The organism is Paenibacillus humicola (genome assembly GCF_028826105.1).
Lineage (GTDB): Bacteria > Bacillota > Bacilli > Paenibacillales > Paenibacillaceae > Paenibacillus_Z > Paenibacillus_Z humicola.
Map to the genome: position 1 here is coordinate 1034354 of NZ_JAQGPL010000001.1, position 18609 is coordinate 1052962.

14 protein-coding genes are annotated in these 18609 nt (G+C 56.2%); 10 read left to right on the forward strand and 4 right to left on the reverse strand.

Annotated features, from left to right (window positions below):
- Positions 1–6 precede the first annotated feature (6 nt).
- Both PD282_RS05030 and PD282_RS05035 read left to right on the forward strand, forming a co-directional pair.
- Positions 7–1011 carry a proline racemase family protein gene (locus PD282_RS05030; RefSeq protein WP_274649251.1) on the forward strand — a complete coding sequence of 335 codons (1005 nt, stop codon included), beginning with the start codon at positions 7–9 and terminating at the stop codon, positions 1009–1011.
- Between the two features lie 59 nt (positions 1012–1070).
- Positions 1071–1955, forward strand: a complete 885-nt coding sequence (locus PD282_RS05035) for a dihydrodipicolinate synthase family protein (RefSeq protein WP_274649252.1) — start codon at positions 1071–1073, stop codon at positions 1953–1955.
- Between the two features lie 155 nt (positions 1956–2110).
- On the opposite strand, the gene PD282_RS05040 is transcribed toward PD282_RS05035, so the two are convergent.
- Positions 2111–3733: a sigma-54 interaction domain-containing protein gene (locus PD282_RS05040; RefSeq protein ID WP_274649253.1), complete on the reverse strand. Its 1623-nt coding sequence runs from the start codon at positions 3731–3733 to the stop codon at positions 2111–2113.
- Between the two features lie 483 nt (positions 3734–4216).
- Between PD282_RS05040 and PD282_RS05045 the strand changes: the two genes are divergently transcribed.
- From PD282_RS05045 to PD282_RS05070, 6 genes are all read left to right on the forward strand, one after another.
- Positions 4217–5578 carry an ABC transporter substrate-binding protein gene (locus PD282_RS05045; protein WP_274649254.1) on the forward strand — a complete coding sequence of 454 codons (1362 nt, stop codon included), beginning with the start codon at positions 4217–4219 and terminating at the stop codon, positions 5576–5578.
- 62 nt (positions 5579–5640) lie between these two features.
- Entirely contained in the window at positions 5641–6546 is a 906-nt protein-coding gene (locus PD282_RS05050; protein ID WP_274649255.1) for a carbohydrate ABC transporter permease, read from the forward strand.
- Entirely contained in the window at positions 6543–7433 is an 891-nt protein-coding gene (locus PD282_RS05055) for a carbohydrate ABC transporter permease (RefSeq protein WP_420832271.1), read from the forward strand. The genes PD282_RS05050 and PD282_RS05055 overlap by 4 nt, the downstream gene beginning before the upstream one ends.
- Before the next feature lie 29 nt (positions 7434–7462).
- A complete protein-coding gene (locus PD282_RS05060) occupies positions 7463–9754 on the forward strand; it encodes a glycoside hydrolase family 127 protein (RefSeq protein ID WP_420832272.1) in 2292 nt (763 codons plus the stop codon).
- A 31-nt stretch (positions 9755–9785) separates the two neighbouring features.
- The gene (locus tag PD282_RS05065; RefSeq protein WP_274649256.1) at positions 9786–12056 is read left to right on the forward strand and encodes a S9 family peptidase; all 2271 of its coding nucleotides are present in this window, start codon (positions 9786–9788) and stop codon (positions 12054–12056) included.
- Positions 12057–12097: 41 nt separating this feature from the next.
- The gene (locus PD282_RS05070; protein ID WP_274649257.1) at positions 12098–13693 is read left to right on the forward strand and encodes a DUF885 family protein; all 1596 of its coding nucleotides are present in this window, start codon (positions 12098–12100) and stop codon (positions 13691–13693) included.
- 129 nt (positions 13694–13822) lie between these two features.
- On the opposite strand, the gene mraY is transcribed toward PD282_RS05070, so the two are convergent.
- Positions 13823–14776 carry a phospho-N-acetylmuramoyl-pentapeptide-transferase gene (gene mraY / locus PD282_RS05075; RefSeq protein ID WP_274649258.1) on the reverse strand — a complete coding sequence of 318 codons (954 nt, stop codon included), beginning with the start codon at positions 14774–14776 and terminating at the stop codon, positions 13823–13825.
- Positions 14777–14989: 213 nt separating this feature from the next.
- Between mraY and PD282_RS05080 the strand changes: the two genes are divergently transcribed.
- Positions 14990–15415 (forward strand): GNAT family N-acetyltransferase, encoded by a 426-nt coding sequence (locus PD282_RS05080; protein WP_274655040.1) that lies wholly within the window; start codon positions 14990–14992, stop codon positions 15413–15415.
- Between the two features lie 171 nt (positions 15416–15586).
- Here PD282_RS05080 and PD282_RS05085 read toward each other — a convergent pair whose 3' ends face one another.
- Positions 15587–16765, reverse strand: coding sequence for an NAD(P)/FAD-dependent oxidoreductase (locus tag PD282_RS05085; protein WP_274655041.1), 1179 nt, complete (start codon positions 16763–16765; stop codon positions 15587–15589).
- Between the two features lie 36 nt (positions 16766–16801).
- The gene (locus PD282_RS05090; RefSeq protein ID WP_274649259.1) at positions 16802–17245 is read right to left on the reverse strand and encodes a DUF1641 domain-containing protein; all 444 of its coding nucleotides are present in this window, start codon (positions 17243–17245) and stop codon (positions 16802–16804) included.
- Between the two features lie 325 nt (positions 17246–17570).
- Here PD282_RS05090 and PD282_RS05095 point away from each other — a divergent pair, with 325 nt between their 5' ends.
- On the forward strand, positions 17571–18233 hold the full coding sequence (locus PD282_RS05095; protein WP_274649260.1) for a bifunctional 2-keto-4-hydroxyglutarate aldolase/2-keto-3-deoxy-6-phosphogluconate aldolase: 663 nt from the start codon (positions 17571–17573) through the stop codon (positions 18231–18233).
- The last annotated feature ends 376 nt before the right edge of the window (positions 18234–18609 follow it).

Consider the following 18609-nt stretch of genomic DNA (forward strand, 5'->3'; position numbering starts at 1 on the left):
CTAGGAATGGAAACCGATCTTCTGATCAACACGATCGACGCCCACGTGTGGGGTCAATCCTTGCGAATCCTTACAAGCGGTCTGCCGCCGCTGCAGGGCCGGTCGCTCAGGGAGAAAGCCGTCCGATTTCAGGAAAATCACAACTCCATCCGCAGATTGCTCATGCTTGAACCCCGGGGACATGCCGATATGACCGGGTGCCTGATCACTGAATCCGATGACGACGGAGCGGATCTCGGCTTATTGTTCATGCACAACGAGGGTCTGCTGCCTTTCAGCGGCCACGGCATTATTGCCGCGGTCACGATTGCTGCGGAAGCCGGTTTATTGAAGGTTCCCGGCAGGGCCGGAACCGTTACCGTCGATACGCTGTGCGGCCGGGTCACCGCCCGCATATGCCGCGAAGGATCGAGCGTCACTTCCGTCATTTTCCGGAATGTGCCTTCCTTTGCGGTGAAGCTGGACCAGACCGCGAACGTTCTCGGTCGGGACCTTTCGTTCGACATCGCTTACGGAGGGGGCTTCTTCGCCGTTGCCGACGCCGAATCGCTTGACCTGCGAATCGATATCGGCCATCGCGCCGAGCTTGCGAGGTGGGGGAAAGCGATCAAGGAACGGATAGGCCCTCTTGAATGCCCTGCGCACCCTTTCATGAGCGAAATTGCGGGGATCGAGGGAGTTGTCCTGTTCGGTCCGCCGGGAGCTGCTCGGGCCCATTCCCGCAGTACGGTCGTATTTGCGGATGGCCAGTTGGACCGTTCGGCCGGCGCAGCGGGAACATGCGCGCGAATGGCGGCTATGTTCGCGAGAGGGCAGCTGGCGGTGGGCGAATCGTTCGTTCAAGAAGGCATTGCGGGAAGTCCGCTTGTCGGCACCATCGCCGGGACGGTTCCTGTCGGACCTTATCTGGCCATCGTTCCCGAAGTTACAGGCAGGGCGTTTATTACCGGAACGCACCAGTTTATCGTCGATCCGTCCGACCCGCTGCGAAACGGATTTTTACTGAACTAGGAGTCTGTCCGCCGCCGGACAGACATTCGGAAGCGAAAACAAGAAACGGAGGGTTTAACATGATACGTTTTCCAGGTGTATTCGTTGCGATTGTCACCCCTTTCACGCCGGAGCTGGAAGTCGACTACAAGCGGCTTTCGGAACATGCGGATTGGCTCATTGATCAGGGAGTCGACGGACTTGTGGCAGCGGGGTCGGTGGGCGAATACGCTTCCCTGCTGACGGAAGAGCGGAAAAAAGTCGTGGAAACCGTGATCGGCACGGCGAAAGGGCGCGTTCCGGTCGTGGTCGGAACGGCGGCCCCTTCGACCGGTCAGGCCGTCGGCTGGGCGCGGCACGCCAAACAAGCGGGCGCCGCCGGCATTATGGCACTCCCTCCGATCAATTACAAACCGACGGAAAACGAAGTGATCAAGTACTATGAAGCGCTCTCCGATGCCGGAATGCCCATTATTGCTTACAACAACCCGCATGACTACAAGACGGATCTTACGCCTCCGCTGCTGAAAAAGCTGTCATCCATCCCGAATTTCGTCGCTGTCAAAGAGTTTTCCGGCGACCTTCGCCGGATGCATGACATTATGAGGGAAACCGATCTGGAGGTGCTGGTCGGAGTGGACGACCTGGCGATGGAAGGGGCTCTTATCGGCGCGACGGGCTGGATTGCCGGTCTCACGAATGCGCTGCCGAAAGAAAGCGCGGACATGTTCCGGCTCGCCCGGGCGGGCAGGCTGGCCGAGGCGAAGAGCATCTATACGTATTTGCTTCCGCTGTTTCACTACGATGCGGGCCCCCGGCTTGTTCATGCCATCAAATATTCGCTGGAATTGGCCGGTCATCCGGTAGGACCCACCCGTCCGCCGAGACTTCCTCTGGAGGAAGAGGAGCTCAAGGCGATCCGGGAGGCTTACGATTATGCCGTTCACCGTCCGGTAAAAGCGTAAGGTCGAAACGCAGCCGGCGCTGCCGCGAAGCTGTTATCGAAGACGGGCCCTGCCAATATGCCCGTCCATCGGTAACAGCTCGGGCGCGCCGGTGACAACAGGTTGAAAGCGTATCGTACGAAAGAGCAGGAGGGTAACGGCCGAACGATCGGCCGTTATTTCTCCCATTTGGACAGTTTGTTATATAATGACGCCCTGGAAATGCCCAATTTCTTGGCCGTCGATTTTTTATTCCCCTTCTCCTGCCTCAGCACATTCAAAATCAGTTCTTTCTCGCGGTGTCCGAGCTCCTCTTTGATATTCATCGTTTCAACGGGGGGGATCGGAGGGGGAGGCAGCGTCTTGCTTTCGAAGGTCATCTTCCCCTTCAACAGGCTGGGAGGCAGGTATTCGCGTTTGACGATGCCTTCCGTGCTCAGCACGACCAAGCGCTCGATCGTATTGCGCAGCTCGCGAACGTTGCCCGGCCAATCGTACAGCAGTAACTCCTGCATGACATCGTAAGGAACCTCCTGAATAATCCGACCGTAACGCAAGCTGAATTCGTCCAGGAACGTATGAATCAGCTCCAGAAGGTCCCCCTTCCTCTCCCGCAGCGGAGGGACGTCAACCGTTACGACATAAAGACGATAAAAGAGATCCTCCCGAAATGATCCTTCCTTAACCATGTTTTCCAGATTCCTGTTGGTTGCGGCAACGATCGCGCAGTTCATTTCCACGAGCCGCGTACCTCCGACGGGAAAATAGCTTTTCTCCTCGAGCACTCGTAATAATTTGACCTGCATTTCGAGCGGCATTTCGGCGATTTCATCCAAAAACAATGTCCCGCCTTGAGCCATTTCGATTTTTCCCTTGCGGCCCCTCTGGTCGGCTCCGGAGAACGCGCCTTTCTCATAGCCGAACAGCTCGCTTTCAAACAAGGTGGATGGAATCGCACCGCAATTGATGGCGACGAACGGAGCGTTCTCTTTGGCGCGGACGGCGTGAATCGCCTTTGCAAACAGTTCCTTCCCGACGCCGCTTTCTCCCTGGATCAATGCGGTGGCATTGGTCGATCCCAATTTTTTAATCGTTTCGATTGTTTTCTGAATGGCGGGACTTGATCCGATGATCGCGGTGAAAGGATCTTCTTTGGCGCTTATTTTCGTCATTTTTTGCTGAAGGTGGTGGACCAGCGACGTGGCTTGGAATAATTCGCGGTTTAAGCGGATTTGACTGGTGATATCGGTTTCGGCGGCAATGGCTCCGATAATCCTGCCGTCTAACAGGACCGGGTTGGTATTAATCAGGACAATGAATTCGGGGCATGGCTGATGCTGCTGATGATAAACGGGTTCGCCCGTTTTCAGCGTTTTTAGCGTCTGAATCATATCCACGGGAAAAAAACCGGTGATTGGTTTCCCGATGATTTCCGCCTGGGATACGGAAAACAGCTTCTCCGCACCGGACGTCCAAATCACGGTCGTTCCCTCTTCATCAATACCGGATATGGAGGCATCCATTGTTTCCAGTATCGTATGAAAGAAAGCATCGAGGCGCCGGTATGACCGGGCGATGTTCTGCAAGGCGTCTTCGGAAGTGATGTAACCGGCAGGACAGCCGGCGTCATCCTCTACGACAACGAGACGGCAGTTTTCGAACAAGTCGGAGATCATCGGCAGGTTCAAGTCGCAGCGGGCGGCGCAGGCGGGCTGCCAAACCGTTTGTTGGTCCGGTATTCCTCTCGATTCGCGGTTATATAAAAAATACTGCCACTGACGGTCCCTTTTGCGGATCACCGGGAATTCCCGCGCTCCTAGAGACATCTCCAGGCAGCTTTGCCTCAAATCCGCTTCGCTTGCTTGGTTAGCGTCTATAAATTCGGTTTTCATGATCTCGGAAAGCTTCGGAAGAAAATGTTCCAAATCGATCACCCGTTCATGAGGGGTACAGTAATGTAGTCTTCATTATATCTTAATTGTTTATTTATGCCTAGTTGGGATGATATTACCGGCTGCAAGTCATTCATGCTAACGGTCACCTGCAATGTCCAATTTTCAGACACGGTGTTCGAGTAAGTAGACACCTTTCGCCGGCATTGCGATCTTTTACCTGTCGTATGCCGCCCGGAATTGACGGGTCCTTCAGGATGTGGATTGGCACAAAATTTGCAATATTTACGAGTGAAGAGAGAGATGGATTTGAAATTTTGGATATAGGAGGCGATTTGAACCCTTTTAAATGCAATCCGACCAATTTGGGGATGAAAGGAGAGTTAATCTATGAAATCGCGCCTGGCAATTGCGCTGCTGCTTCTGGCGATACTGCTGAATGCATGTTCCAATGGTCCTTCAGCGGAACAATCGTCAAGCAATGCCGCCGCCAAACCGAACGAAACCGTCAATCTGAAGTTTATGTATTGGGGAAGCAATGAGGAGAAAAAAGCGGTGGATGGCATGATTAAATCGTTCAACGACTCGCATCCCGGCATTAAGGTGACGGGCGAGCAGGTCCCAGGCGACTACAACACGAAGATGAATACGCTTATGGCCTCGAACGAACTGCCGGATGTCGCTTATTTGCCGGATTCTCTTGCTTCCCTTTGGGGGGAGGAAGGAAAGCTGCTCGATTTCACGCCCTATTTGAAAGACAACGCAAGCTTGCAAAATCGTCTGCCTTTATCCTTCTACTACAGCGCGCCGGGCAAACCGGTCGGCAACGCGACGGCAGCGGAGGTCATGGTCATCTACTACAACAAAGACCTGTTTAAAGAAGCGAACTTGGAGCTGCCGCCTGCAGAAGCGTCCAAAGCCTGGACATGGGATCAATTCCTCGAAGCTGCGAAAAAGCTGACGAAGGACAAGAACGGCAAAAATGCGACGGATCCGGGCTTTGACCCTCAAAACGTGGTACAGTACGGTTTCTCGTTCAGCACCGACCGATCCAGCTGGGGGCCGCTTCTGGCGAGCAACGGGGCCGACATTACCGATGCCTCCGGCACCAAGTACACCATGGACTCCCCGGAGGCCGTGCAGGTGTTTCAAAGCCTGCAGGATTTGATCTTCAAATACCACGTATCGCCGAATCTCACCCAGCAGCAGAACCTGCCGAACAACAACATCCTGCTGCAAACGAAAAAGGTCGCGATGGTGATCGACGGCACATGGTCGCTGCTGGATATGTCGCAAACCAAGATGAACTACGGCATGGGCGTGCTGCCGAAATTCAAAGAACCGAAAACGATGTACATCTCCGGCGCCAGCATCATCTTCTCGACAACGAAGCATCCGAAGGAAGCGATGGAATTTTATCAATTCCACAATAATCCGGAGCAGGTCGATCTGTACAAAATCGGTTTGTGGATGCCGGTTGAAACCCAGTACTATACGGAGCAGGACAAAATCGATTCTTGGACGAAAAACGATGCCCACCCGCCGGAATTCAAAACGGCCGCGATCGACTATACCTTGAACAATACGGTCGTTTCTCCGTCCGCAAGCCTGAAAAATTATCCTGCGATCAATGCAAAGCTGGCCCCCGCCCTCGATTTGATTTTCACGAACAAGAAGCCGGCCAAAGAAGTGCTAAGCGATCTAAAGCAGGAAATCGAGCCGCTTCTGAGCGGCAAATATCCGGACAAATAGAAACGGGCAAGGGGGAACCCTTCGCGTTCCCCCTCTCTTCCGCGTAGAAAGGAGCGCTGTCCATGAAGAGCGGACCGACAGGACTTTCCCGTTTGGAACGGAATTGGGGGATTTTGTTCGCCCTGCCCCCTATACTCGGGTTATGCATTTTCACGGTCGGACCGGTTATCGCGTCGTTCTTCATCAGCATGACGGACTGGACGATCGGGAGCTCGTGGACGTTTACCGGCATGGATAATTATAAAACGATTTTCACCGAAGATCCGCTGTTTGCCAAATCGCTTTTTGCTACGGTGTATTACTCCATCGGCAGCATTCCGCTTGGCCTGCTCCTGGCGTTTTTGGTGGCGTTTCTTTTGAATCAGAAGGTAAGAGGACTATCGGTTTTTCGGACCATCTATTATTTGCCCGCCATCGTCCCGAGCCTGGCCAATACGATGCTGTGGATTTGGATTTTCAATCCGGACTTCGGGCTGCTCAATGCGGTGCTTAAGGCTGCCGGTCTGCCGACCTCCCAATGGATCTACGGGGAAAGTACGGCCATTCCTTCCTTGATCCTGATGAGCACCTGGGGCATCGGCAATTCGGTCATTATTTTTCTGGCGGGTTTGCAGGGCGTGCCCTCCCATTTATACGAAGCGGTCGAGGTGGACGGAGGGGGCGCGTGGCGCAAGTTTATCCACATCACCGTTCCGAGCATGACGCCGACCATCTTCTTCAACCTCGTCTTGTCGCTGATCGGCACGTTCCAAATCTTTAACGAAGCTTACATCATGACGCAGGGCGGCCCGAACAACGCGACGCTATTCTATGTGTTTTATTTGTACCGCAAGGCGTTCACGGAGTCGAAGATCGGGTACGCATCTGCCTTGGCCTGGATCTTGTTCCTGATTATTATGGTGCTGACGCTCGTTGTTTTTAAAACCTCATCCAAGTGGGTCTACTATGAGGAAGGAGGAAAGTCATGAACAGCGTATTGGAGCGGACGGCCGTTCGCGTCCGACCCCGGCACGGCGCCCATCGTTCCGTGAGGCTCTCCATATGGAAAGGGCTCGTTTACGTGATCTTGATCGCGGGCAGCATTCTGATGCTGTTCCCGTTCTTCTGGCTTCTCCGCAGCTCGCTAATGGATAACGGACAAATCTTCGTGTTCCCGCCGGAGTGGATTCCCCGCCCGTTCATGTGGAGCAATTATCCGAATGCGTTAACGAGCGTTCCTTTTCTAACCTTCTTTACCAACACCATGATGATTGAACTCTTTACGATGTCCGGGACGATGCTGACCAGCGTCATGGCGGCGTACAGCTTTGCCAGGCTGAAATGGAACGGACGGAGCCTGATTTTTGCCGCGCTGCTTTCTACGATGATGCTTCCTTACGCCGTTACGCTCATTCCGACCTTTATGCTCTGGAAATCGCTCGGAGCTTTGGATTCATTCGTGCCGCTGACGGTCCCTTCCTGGTTCGGGGGAGGAGCTTTCAACATCTTTCTGCTCCGCCAGTTTTTCATGACGATTCCGAAGGATTTGGACGAAGCGGCTTACATGGACGGCGCCAGGCCGCCCACCGTCCTGCTCCATATTATCGTTCCGCTGTCCAAACCGGCCTTGATCGTCGTCGGTATCTTCACCTTCATCGGCGTGTGGAACGAATTTTTGGGGCCGGTCATCTATCTGAACAGCGAGAAGCATTTTACGCTGTCGCTCGGCTTGGCCGCTTTCCAAGGCTTGTACAATGCGCAGTGGGGATACCTGATGGCGGCTTCCGCAACCATCGTCTCCCCGATCATCGGGTTGTTCTTTTTGGCGCAGCGCTATTTCATTGAAGGCATTACGTTGACCGGCATTAAAGGTTAACCCATCAATTTCCGCGAGGAGGAAACGGAATGATCGACATGAAGGTACCGGCGAAAGCCAAAGCGTTCGATTTAAAAGACGTCAGCGTTACGGGAGGCCCTTTCAAGCATGCCATGGATTTGAACCGGGCGTATTTGCTGGAGCTTGAACCGGATCGCCTGCTCGCCAGATTCAGGGAATATGCCGGACTCGAACCCAAAATGCCGCAATATGAGGGATGGGAGGCGATGACGTTATCGGGTCATTCGCTTGGCCATTACCTTTCCGCCTGTTCCATGGTTTATGCATCGACAGGGGAGGCCGGGTTTAAAGCACGGATCGATTATATCGTCGGCGAGCTGGAAATCTGTCAGCGTGCGCACGGAGACGGCTATGTTGCGGGTATTCCTCGGGGAAAAGAAATTTTTCAGGAGGTTGCGTCGGGCGATATCCGTTCGAAAGGCTTTGATTTGAACGGCGTATGGGCGCCTCTTTATACGATGCATAAGCTGTTTGCCGGTTTGCGCGACGCGCTGCACTTAACGGGAAATAAAGAAGCACTGCATGTGGCCGTGCGGCTGGCGGATTGGATGGACGCGGCGTTCTCCGGGATGTCGGAGGAGCAAATGCAGGAAATGATGAAATGCGAGTACGGCGGCATGAATGAAGTATTGGCCGATTTGTATGCGGATACCGGCGAAGAGAAATATCTCAGGCTGGCGGAACGATTTTGGCATCAAGCGGTCCTGGACCCGCTCGCCGAACAAAAGGATACCTTATCCGGAAAGCATGCCAACACGCAAATTCCCAAATTAATCGGTCTGGCCAGGGAGTACGAGCTGACTAACGACACCAAACGCAGATCGGCGGCGGAATTTTTCTGGGAGCGCGTCGTTCACCATCATTCCTACGTAACGGGCGGCAACAGCTTCGGCGAGTATTTCGGCGAGCCGGATTTGCTGAGCGACCGCCTCGGCGCGCAGACGACGGAGACCTGCAATACGTACAATATGCTGAAGCTGACGAAGCATCTGTTTCAATGGAACGGCTCGGCCTTGGAGGCGGATTATTGGGAGAGAGCCCTTTACAATCATATTTTGGCCTCCCAAGATCCGTCGACGGGCAGCGTTTGTTATTTTGTATCGCTGGGCATGGGGGGCTACAAAAAATATAACGGCAAATTCGACCACTTTACCTGCTGCGTCGGAACGGGGATGGAGAACCACGCCAGTTATGGGAACGGCATTTATTTCCATAACGGACAGAAGCTATTCGTGAATCAGTTCATCTCGTCTACTTTGAATTGGACCGACAAGGGAATGAAGCTGCTGCAGCTGACGGACTATCCGGAGGGCGATCAAATTAAGCTTCAAGTGAGCTGCGACACTCCTGCTGCCTTTACGATGTGCATTCGATATCCCGGTTGGGCGGAAAAAGGAATGGAAGTGCGCGTAAACGGAGAACCGTTGTCATTCGATGCCAAACCCGGCAGCTTTGTTGAAATCGCCCGCACATGGGTCGATGGGGATGAGGTTGCGTTGACCGTTCCGATGACGCTGCGTCTCGAAAGTATGCCGGACAATCCGGGCCGCGCTGCCGTCATGTACGGTCCTCTGGTCCTGGCGGGCGATCTGGGGCCGCTGGACGATTCGGAAGCCCAGAAAACGACGGTCATGATTTCGCGGAACAAACCGCTTTCGGAATGGATTCGGCCGGTCCCCGACAAACCGAATACGTTTCGCACCGTCAATGCGGGTTATCCCCGGGACGTTGAGCTGTATCCGTTTTACCGGATGCATGACAGACTGTATTCGGTCTACTGGGATTTGTTTACCGAAGAAGAGTGGGAGAAGGCCGAGCAGGAGTATCAGGCTCTCCGCGAAAAAATACGCATTCTGGAACAATGCACAATCGATTACGTGCAGCCGGGGGAAATGCAGCCGGAACGCGATCATCATTTTCAAGGCCATTATACGAGCGTTGGCACGCTGGGCAATCGGCCGTTCCGGCAGGCCGGGATCGACGGCTGGTTCTCCTTCGATCTGCAGGCGCGTCGGCAAACCGGGCTGATGCTCGTGGTGACGTACACCGCAGCCCAAGAAATGCCGGATTGCGGGTTTGAAGTGCTTGTGGACGGAAAACCGGTCAAAGACGGGATGGAAGGCTTTAAAGAAGCGGATAAGTGCTACAACGTTAACTATGTCCTGCCGGAAGAAAGTACGGAGGGGAAGGATACCGTAACCGTTACGTTCAAACCTTTTCCCGGACATCGAGTGAGAAGGGTCTTCGGATTGCGGCTGGTGAAACAAGAGCTTTACGAACAGCTCGGATTAAATGCATAGAGGAAATCGCCGGTTAAAAGGAGGGCTTCGATTGGACAGGTACACTGCACCGCAGGTTGAACGGGGGACGTATGCGAGAGCCGAGCGTTTTCTGCCCGAAAACGCAAAAAAATTGGCGTTTCGCCTCGATATCAGCCCTAATTGGATTAGTGGCGGCGAGCGATTTTGGTATCGGGTTCAGACCAGTCAGGGCAAACGCTTCATGCTGGTTGACACGGTAAAGGCGGTACGTCGTCCCGTGTTTGATCATACCCGTTTGGCCGCAGCGCTTTCGGAAGCATCTGGCCGGATTTACGATGGGAATCAGCTCCCGTTCGACGAGATTGAAATGGCTGCCGACGGGGGGACGGTTATCGTTGCCACCCCGGATTCCAAATGGAAATGCAATCTCTCTGCCTATGAATGCTCCCTGATCGAGGAAGACGGAAAAGCCGGAGCCGAAGAGGCCGTATCGGCGGACGGCCGCTGGGCGGCGTTCGTAAGAGACAGCAACCTGTTTGTCCGTTCGCTGGCCGGCGGAGAGGAAATTCAGCTCACGAAGGACGGCGAGGCGGACCGCCAGTACGGGCTTCCGCTGCCTTCTCCGCTCGCGGCGGCCGGGCTTGCCCAACCAAGCGGACCGGCCGTTGTATGGTCGCCGGACTCCACCCGCCTTCTCACTTACCGAATCGATGCCCGCGAGTCCGGGCGCCTCCACTTGATTCAAGCGAGCCCGTCGGACGGCAGCCTGAGGCCGAAGGTGTATTCGTATGTCTACCCGCTCCCCGGAGACGAAAACCCGCCAGTCGCCGAGCCTCTGATCTGCCGGATTCCCGGGGGCGAAGCCGCAATCGTGGATATCGAGCCTCTGCCGATCCTCTATTACGGGGCACCGCGCCATCCGGTTTGGTGGGAATCGGATGGTGGGGAACAGCTTTATCTCTTATATCGCCGGCGAGGATTCCGTACCATTGCGTTATACCGCATCGATCCCGAAACCGGGAGCTGCCGCAGCGTTCTGGAGGAGACGGCGGAGACCGGCTGGGATCCGCGCGTCAGCTACTGGCCCGATACCCACAATGTACGCGTGCTGAGCGGCGGGGAAGAGATTGTTTGGTACTCCCACCGGGATGGCTGGGGGCATCTGTACCTGTATGAAGGTTCGGAGGGCCGGCTGAAAAATCGCATCACTTCGGGGCCTTGGGTGGTTTATGATGTGCTCTGCGTCGATCATTCGCAGCGGCTCGTCTATTTTACGGCGGCCGGCCGCGAGAGCGGCCGGGACCCGTACTTCCGGCACCTCTACCGGGTCAAGCTTGACGGAACCGGTCTGCAGCTGCTTACGCCCGAGGATGCCGACCATGAGATTTCCTTTTCCCCGAGCGGGTCCTGTTTCGTCGATACGTACTCGCGGGTGGATCTTCCCCCCGTAACCGTCCTGCGGCAGGCTGACGGCAGCCCGGTCATGACGCTTGAAGAGGCCGAGATCGAACCTTTGTTGGCCGCGGGCTGGAAGTATCCGGAAAGGTTTTGCGCCAAAGCCCGGGACGGGGTCACGGACATCTACGGCGTCGTATTCCGGCCGACAAACTTTGATCCGTCGAAACGTTATCCCGTGATCGAGGGGAATTATTCGGGACCGCAGGCCGTTCGCGCGCCTCGGGCGTTTGCCGGCGGCCGCGACGGCACGGCGCAGTTCTGGCACGATCAGGCTCTGGCCGAATTGGGCTTTATCGTCGTAGCGGTTGACGGGCTGGGCATGTCGTACCGTTCAAAGGCGTTCCTCGACTTCTCTTACCGAAATCTTGGGGATGCCGGACTGCCGGACCATATCGCGGCTCTCCGCCAGCTGGCCGACCGTTACCCGTACTTCGATTTGGAACGTACCGGAATTTACGGCTATTCGGCCGGAGGTTATGCGGCGGCGCGCGCCATACTGGCGCATCCCGACTTCTATAAGGTTTCGGTAGCCTGGGCGGGAAACCACGATCATATGCTCGATAAGGCCGGCTGGATCGAGCGCTATATGGGCTTGCCGGTCGGCGATCATTACCGGGAATCTGCGAACGCCGCCCTGGCCGCCAATCTCAAAGGCAAGCTGTTTCTCATGCACGGCGAGATGGACGAGAACGTGCCGGCCGCGTCAACGATCCGGCTTGCTTCGGCCTTGATCAAGGCGAACAAGGATTTTGACCTGTTGATCCTTCCGGACGCGGCTCACGGCTCCGGGAACCACCCCTACGTGACGCGCCGGCGCTGGGATTACTTCGTGCGGCATCTACAGCTTGCGGAGCCGCCTGACGATTACCGGATTCAGGGATAGTCCATTCTAATCGGAAAGGATTGGTGAGGAGATTGAATCGCTTGCAGAAGCTGGACCAGCGAGTGACGGACCTGTTTGTGCGCTACGACGGCCATCTTGACTTTGAGAACAAGCCGTTCATTCCGGAGCTGGACCATTTTGGAGAATTGGCTGAAGAAATCGCGGCCGCGCAGCATGAGCTGCGTCTCGAGGAGAAGACGGGCCTGCCGCCGGAGACGGCAGTTGTGCTTGATCACCTGGCCGAGTCGGCCGGCGTCCTGAAGGCGAGGCTGCAGACGGATCAATCTTTCCCAAACCGGTTTATCTCCAATATCGCCCGCCGGATCAACAATCTGATCAGCCTGAAGGGCCGCGGCCCCGCAGAGCGCCTGTCGGCGCTTCGCGAATTCCTTGGCCGGACCCCTGCAGTATTTGAAGGTGTAAGGAAGCTGGGCGATCGGATTCCCGGCGGGCGGCGTGAGATTCTGCTGAGGACGCTGGGCGATCTTCCGGGATTTTCGGATAAGATGCTGCCCGGCCTGGTCAAGGCATTTCCCTCCGCTTCGGAGGAAGAACTCGGCGCCGTCCGGCTTGCATTCAAGGAGTTATCCGGGCGGGCAATGGACCTTGCCGCGGAGATCAGACAGGCCCCTTTGCCCGAGCCGGCAGCATGCATCAACGGACTTGATTACGAGAATACCCTCGGCCAAGTCTACGGGATTAGTTTGACCGAACTGCTTACGTGGTATCGAGAAGAGGTGGAGCAGTGCCGGCAGCGGTTTTACGAGGTTGCCGGGGAGCTTGATTCCGGGCGCGACGCTTTCCGGATCCTTGACGAGGATCTGGGGCCGTACGACAGCCCCGAGAAGGTGCTTCCCGCCATGGAAGGCTTCGTAGCCGCCGCACGGGCCAAAGCAAGGGAATATATGAGCCTGCCGGAAGGCGAGGATTGCGCCGTCTGGCCGGTACCCGAATACCTGCGCGACTCCTACCCGTGGGGCGGCTATTTTTCGGGCGGGAATCTGCTGACGGGCAGCCTGCGGGGGGCGGTTTTCCTGAATGTCCACAATTACCGCACCCTCAGCCTGGGATGGATCCTGCTGAACGCGGTGCACGAATGCTATCCCGGCCATCATGCGCACTTCGTGAAGACGGCAGCCGGGGATATGCCCCGCAGCTTTAAGGTCGCCTCCCTCACCTCGCAGGCGGCTGCGCTTAATGAAGGTTTGTGCATTCGTTCCGAAACCTTGATGCAGGACATTTTTGGCAGGCCCGCTTTCCGCCTGTTTGTGGCATTCCGCCGGCTTCACGCCGCGGTCCGGATCTGGGCCGACCTTCTGGTTCACCACTTTGGCGAAGGGCCCGATGCGGCTGTCGATTTATATGTCAAGTACATGCAGTTCACCCCCCAGGTGGCGAGAGGTCAGGTTTATTCCCAGGAGCTTACGCCAGGGTACTTTACGACGTATTATTATGGTTTCAAGCGGCTGGAGCGGCTGCAGCGGGAGCTGGGATGGGACGATGCGGCGTTTACCGGGCAGGCTTTTTCCTGCGGCAAAGTTTCCTTGAACATACTTGAACGGCTGCTCAGAATGACGTCTGCGCAGCGGTTCAAGATTGTGAACGGGTTTTACGCGGGACCGGAACAGAAGATTTGAAACCATCATGCCGGGAGAGTGCCCCTACGAGGGGATTGTGGTCCGGGCCGCTCCGGCTCGACATGAGCGGCGAGGCCGCCGCCTCTCCGCGCTGCCGGCCGACCGGCGAACGGGGAGGAGGAGCGGGGCTCAGAACAGAAACCGCCAAATTAACCAGCTGACCAGCGCGCACATCCACGATATGAAGCCGAATATCATCACGATTTTATTTTCGCTCCATCCGTATTTCAAGCTGAAATGGTAATGGATCGGCGCCATGCGGAAGAGACGGAGCTTCGTTTTTTTGTAATACCATACCTGCAGGATGACGGACAGCTGCTCGGCCAAATAGACGAAAAAGAGGATCGGGATCAGCAGCTCGACTTTCTCGAGAACTGCCAGAAAAGACAGCGAGCCGCCGATTGCCAGCGACCCCGTGTCCCCCATGAACGCCCGGGCGGGGTAAATATTGTAGAGGAACAATCCGAGCAGGCAGGCGATCATCACCAGGGAAAACAGCTTGACCTCCGGGTGGCTGGAGATGGCAAAGAAAAAGAAGTAGGTCGGGATCGCCACGTTGATCAGCAGCCCGTCGAGCCCGTCCGTAAAGTTAATCGCATTCGCCGAGCCGACGATAAACAGCAGCATGACGGCGACGTAGACGATGACCGGAAGCGTAACGGTGAGATTCCGGTAAACCTCGATGGTCGGCTCGAGCGAAAAGGTATGGATCAGCACGTACAGAAGCGCTGCCGTGAAGCCGAACTGAAAGACAAGCTTCGTTTTGCCGGATATGCCGTTCGGGTCCTGGTAGGCCGCTTTCTTGAAGTCGTCCGCGAAGCCGACGAGGCTGAAGAGCACGAATGCCGCGCAAAGAAAAAGGACAAGCGGATCGGGATGGAACGCGGCGGATAGGATCACGCCGACCAGCAAAATCAGTCCGGCCATTAACGGCGTGCCCCGTTTGGCCTGGTGGTCCGGCGGGAGCTCCGCCCGGATCGGCTGGGTCAGGCGCAGCGTGCGCAGGCCCCAAATCAAGAAAGGCATCATGACGGCGACCAGCATAAAGGCGATGCCGGAAACGCCTGCAATCGAATGAGTCATCGCTTCAATCTCCATTTGGACAGGATTTAGTTCCAGTATATTTCTGCCCTCCGGGTTACTATTCCTGCGCATTTCGAAAAAAGTGCCGCCGGTATCCGCGAGCGGACGGCCGCCCTTAACATTCCGGCCCTTCGAACGATTGACATATGCCGGTACGGCAAGGGATGATGAGCAGGAGATGAAAGATACATGGCGGAGGAGGAGAGCGGATACATGGTAACCGTGGAGAAGGTGAAAGGAACGGAGGGCCGGAACGATGCGTTCCGCGTGCGAAGCGCCGTATTTGTCGGGGAGCAGGGCGTGCCTCCCGAGCTGGAGCTGGACGAGCTTGAAGACGAAGCGGAGCATATCGTCGTCTATTCCGGCAGCCGGCCGATCGGCGCCGGGCGTGTGCGGCTGGTCGACGGAGCGGGCAAGCTGGAGCGGATCTGCGTGCTGGCCGAATACCGCTCGCAGGGGATCGGCCAAATGATCGTGCGGGAGCTCGAATCGATCGCCAGATCGAAAGGGGCGGCCAAGGCGAAGCTGAACAGCCAGACGCATGCCGAGCCGTTTTACGCGAAGCTGGGCTACGTGACGGTATCCGCCATTTTTATGGATGCCGGCATGCCGCATGTCACGATGGTGAAGGAACTGTAAGCTAGCTTTAACGCGTGAAAACGAAAAAGCGCCTGGCCGCTTCATGGCCAGGCGCTTTATGCGAAATAGCGGAAATTTGAGTTTCTATTTCCAGGAGAAGAAGCTTGCTTCGCCATCAAAGGACCGCGCCGGCCGTTCCTTCTTGAACGACCGGCTGCATGTCGCCTTGATTTAATAGGCGAGCGAGAACAGCCCGTTGATATGCGACAGGTAGCGGATGTTGCTCGCTTCCTTCATGAGCGAAGCGGGCGTTCCCTTCAGCTTCGTTTGGTTGGCCCCGATCGTGCCGAAGCCGTCTTTGCGGCCGAGGCTGCCGAGCGTGCCGGAGAAGACCGGCGAGAACTCTTCGAACGGGATGCCTTTGAAATAAGCCGCCAGGTTATTGCCGATCGTTTCGCCCATCTGCCAGGCCAGCTGCGCGGTCGGCGGATACGGGCGCCCTTCCGGCCCCATGACGACGGCGCTGTCGCCGGCGACGAATACGTCCGGGTGGCTCGTCGATTGCAAACCGGGCGTTACGGTCGCGCGGCCCCTGTTCACTTCGATGCCGCAGTTTGCGACAACCGCGTTGCCCTGCACGCCGCCGGTCCAGACGAACGTCCCTGTCTCGATCGTGCTGCCGTCCTTGAGCGTGATTCCCGCCGGCGTCGCTTCGGTGACCGCCAGGCCGATCAGGAACTTCACGCCGCGCTTCTCCAGGCTGGTGCGCGCCCGTTCGACCAGATCAGGCGCGAAGCCGAGCAGAATAGTGGGCGCCGCTTCGACGCAGTACAGCGAAATGTCGGCGTAATCGATGCCTTTCCGCTTGCAGAGCTCCGGCAGCATATCGGCGAATTCGCCGACCAGCTCGACGCCGGTCAAGCCGCCGCCGCCGACGATAAACGTCGCGTCCGCTTTGTTGTTCGTCCGCTTATAAGAATCCAGCTTGCTTTCGACGTGGGCGCAAATACGGTTGGCGTCGGCCACGGACTTCAGCACGAAGCTGTTCTCCTGCAGGCCCGGAATGCCGAAGAAAGCCGTTTCGCTGCCCAGCGCGATCACGAGCGCGTCGTAGCTGAGCGAAGCGCCGCTAGTGAGCGTTACTTTTTTCTGGTCCGGCTCGATCTGCTGGACGGTATCCACCCGCAGCTCGACCTGTTTGTTGCGCAGCAGCTTATCCAGGGGAAGAGCCACCGCCTGCTCCGAAAGTCCGCCGACGGCCAGACGATGGAGCTCGGTTACGATTTGGTGATACGGCGTTTTGTTGACGAGCGTAATCGCCGCCTCCGACGCGTCTAAATATTTGCGTGCCGTGAGGGCGGTCAGCAGGCCGCCATAACCGCCGCCGAGTATCAATACCTGTTTCATGATGATGCTTCCTCCTCCGTTATGATGTGCCGGTCCGGTCTAGCCGCGCTTCTTCTGTTCCGCCGTGACGTCGAGAAAAGCCTGGGAGAATCGGAGCGCATACTGGACCTGCGGATCCTTCAGCATGTTGAGCAACCCGAAGATGCCGATCGTCGCTCTGCTCGACTGGGCCCGCTCATTGGCTTCCATCGCCGCTTGCGCAAGGCTCTTCGCTTTCTCCTGGATCGGCTGGGCAAATTCGGTGAATCCGCCTTTCAGATCGTCGATCAGCACGCGGTCGGTCATGATCGCCTGAGCGAAATCGTACGCTTTCGTAAGCTGCGTCATCATTTCGGCCATTTTCGGGAGATTCTCGATCAGCACCGTGAGCGAATCCTGAATTTCGGGGCGCGTCAGCTGCTCCAGCAGATCCAGCTTGCCCTTTGCATCCGGAGCCGCCTCGGCCTGGGACACGGAGCTTTCCTGACTGTTTACGATGGTCATGCGGTAACGTCCTCCTTTGTCCGGCAGTATTTGTGCATTCTTTCACAAATAAGCCGAGTCTCTGGGTATGAATGATATCCTAATGGTTAATTGTAAACCTTTTCGTAAAAACTGTGAAATTGTTTTTTGTGACGATATTGTGACAAACAATCCGCAGTCCGGATAGGTGTAGTTTGCGCTTCCTTACAAGGAATTATTTCTGGCCCGGGCATTCCGGCGTCCGTCCGCAGCCGGGCCCGCAGCCCGCCGGCTTGTCTACAAATTCCGCTGGGCATGGTACAATAACGGACAGATGACGAAAAAAGGCAAAGGCTGGTGCGCACCCATGAAAAAATTGAAGCTGGTTCAACAAATGGCGGAGGAAGGCGTCGTCGCCGTTCTGCGCGGCGAATCGCCGGAGGACGTGGTCGAGATGGCGGAGCAGTGCATCGCCGGCGGCATTAAAACGATCGAAGTGACGATGACGGTTCCGTTCGCGCTGAAGGCGATCGAGAAGCTGGCCGCCACGTATTCGAGCGACACGGCGGACCCGGCGAAATTTGCGATTATCGGCGTCGGCACGGTGCTCGACCCGGAGACGGCCCGCGCCGCCATTCTGAGCGGAGCGGAGTTTGTCGTGGGGCCGTCGCTCAATCCGGCGACCGTTACGCTTTGCAACCGTTACCGGATCCCGGTCATGCCGGGCGTCATGACGGTGAAGGAAATCCAGGAGGCGCTCGAGCTCGGCGTCGATATCGTCAAGCTGTTTCCGGGCAACCTGTATTCGCCTTCCATCATTAAGGCGCTGAAAGGCCCGGTGCCGCAGGCGAACATCATGCCGACCGGCGGCGTTTCGCTCGAAAATTTGGGCGAGTGGATCAAAGCCGGCGCGGTAGCTGTCGGCATCGGCTCGGATTTGACGAGCGAAGCGGTGAAAAAAGGCGATTACAGCCTGATCGCGGCCCGCGCCGCAAAATATATCGAAGCGTATAAAGCGGCAAAAGGCTGATCCGCCGCCCGACTCGCTTCCTATCCGCCGCAGGCGGATACCGCCCGATCGTTTCGGCCCCTTTCGGAGGCCGCTGCGATCGGGTTTTTTCATGCTCGCAGCAGGTAAATCGGATAGTGTGGTATTTGTTATTCAATTCTTCTACATATTAATTGAACGACGGAATTTAGGTTAAACTTACATCTATACAAATAAATAGAGATCAAAAACGGAGAGAAAATTGTCGATTGACAGGTTGAAAACGGTTGTGCTAGTATGTGATTAATAAAAATAGTAATTAGTTAATATATAATGACTCTCTCTGATTGCCCGTGTTTACCGGCGGTTTGCGGTTTCACCGGATTGGCTGCTTTGCGTTTCCGGACAAGGGGACGGC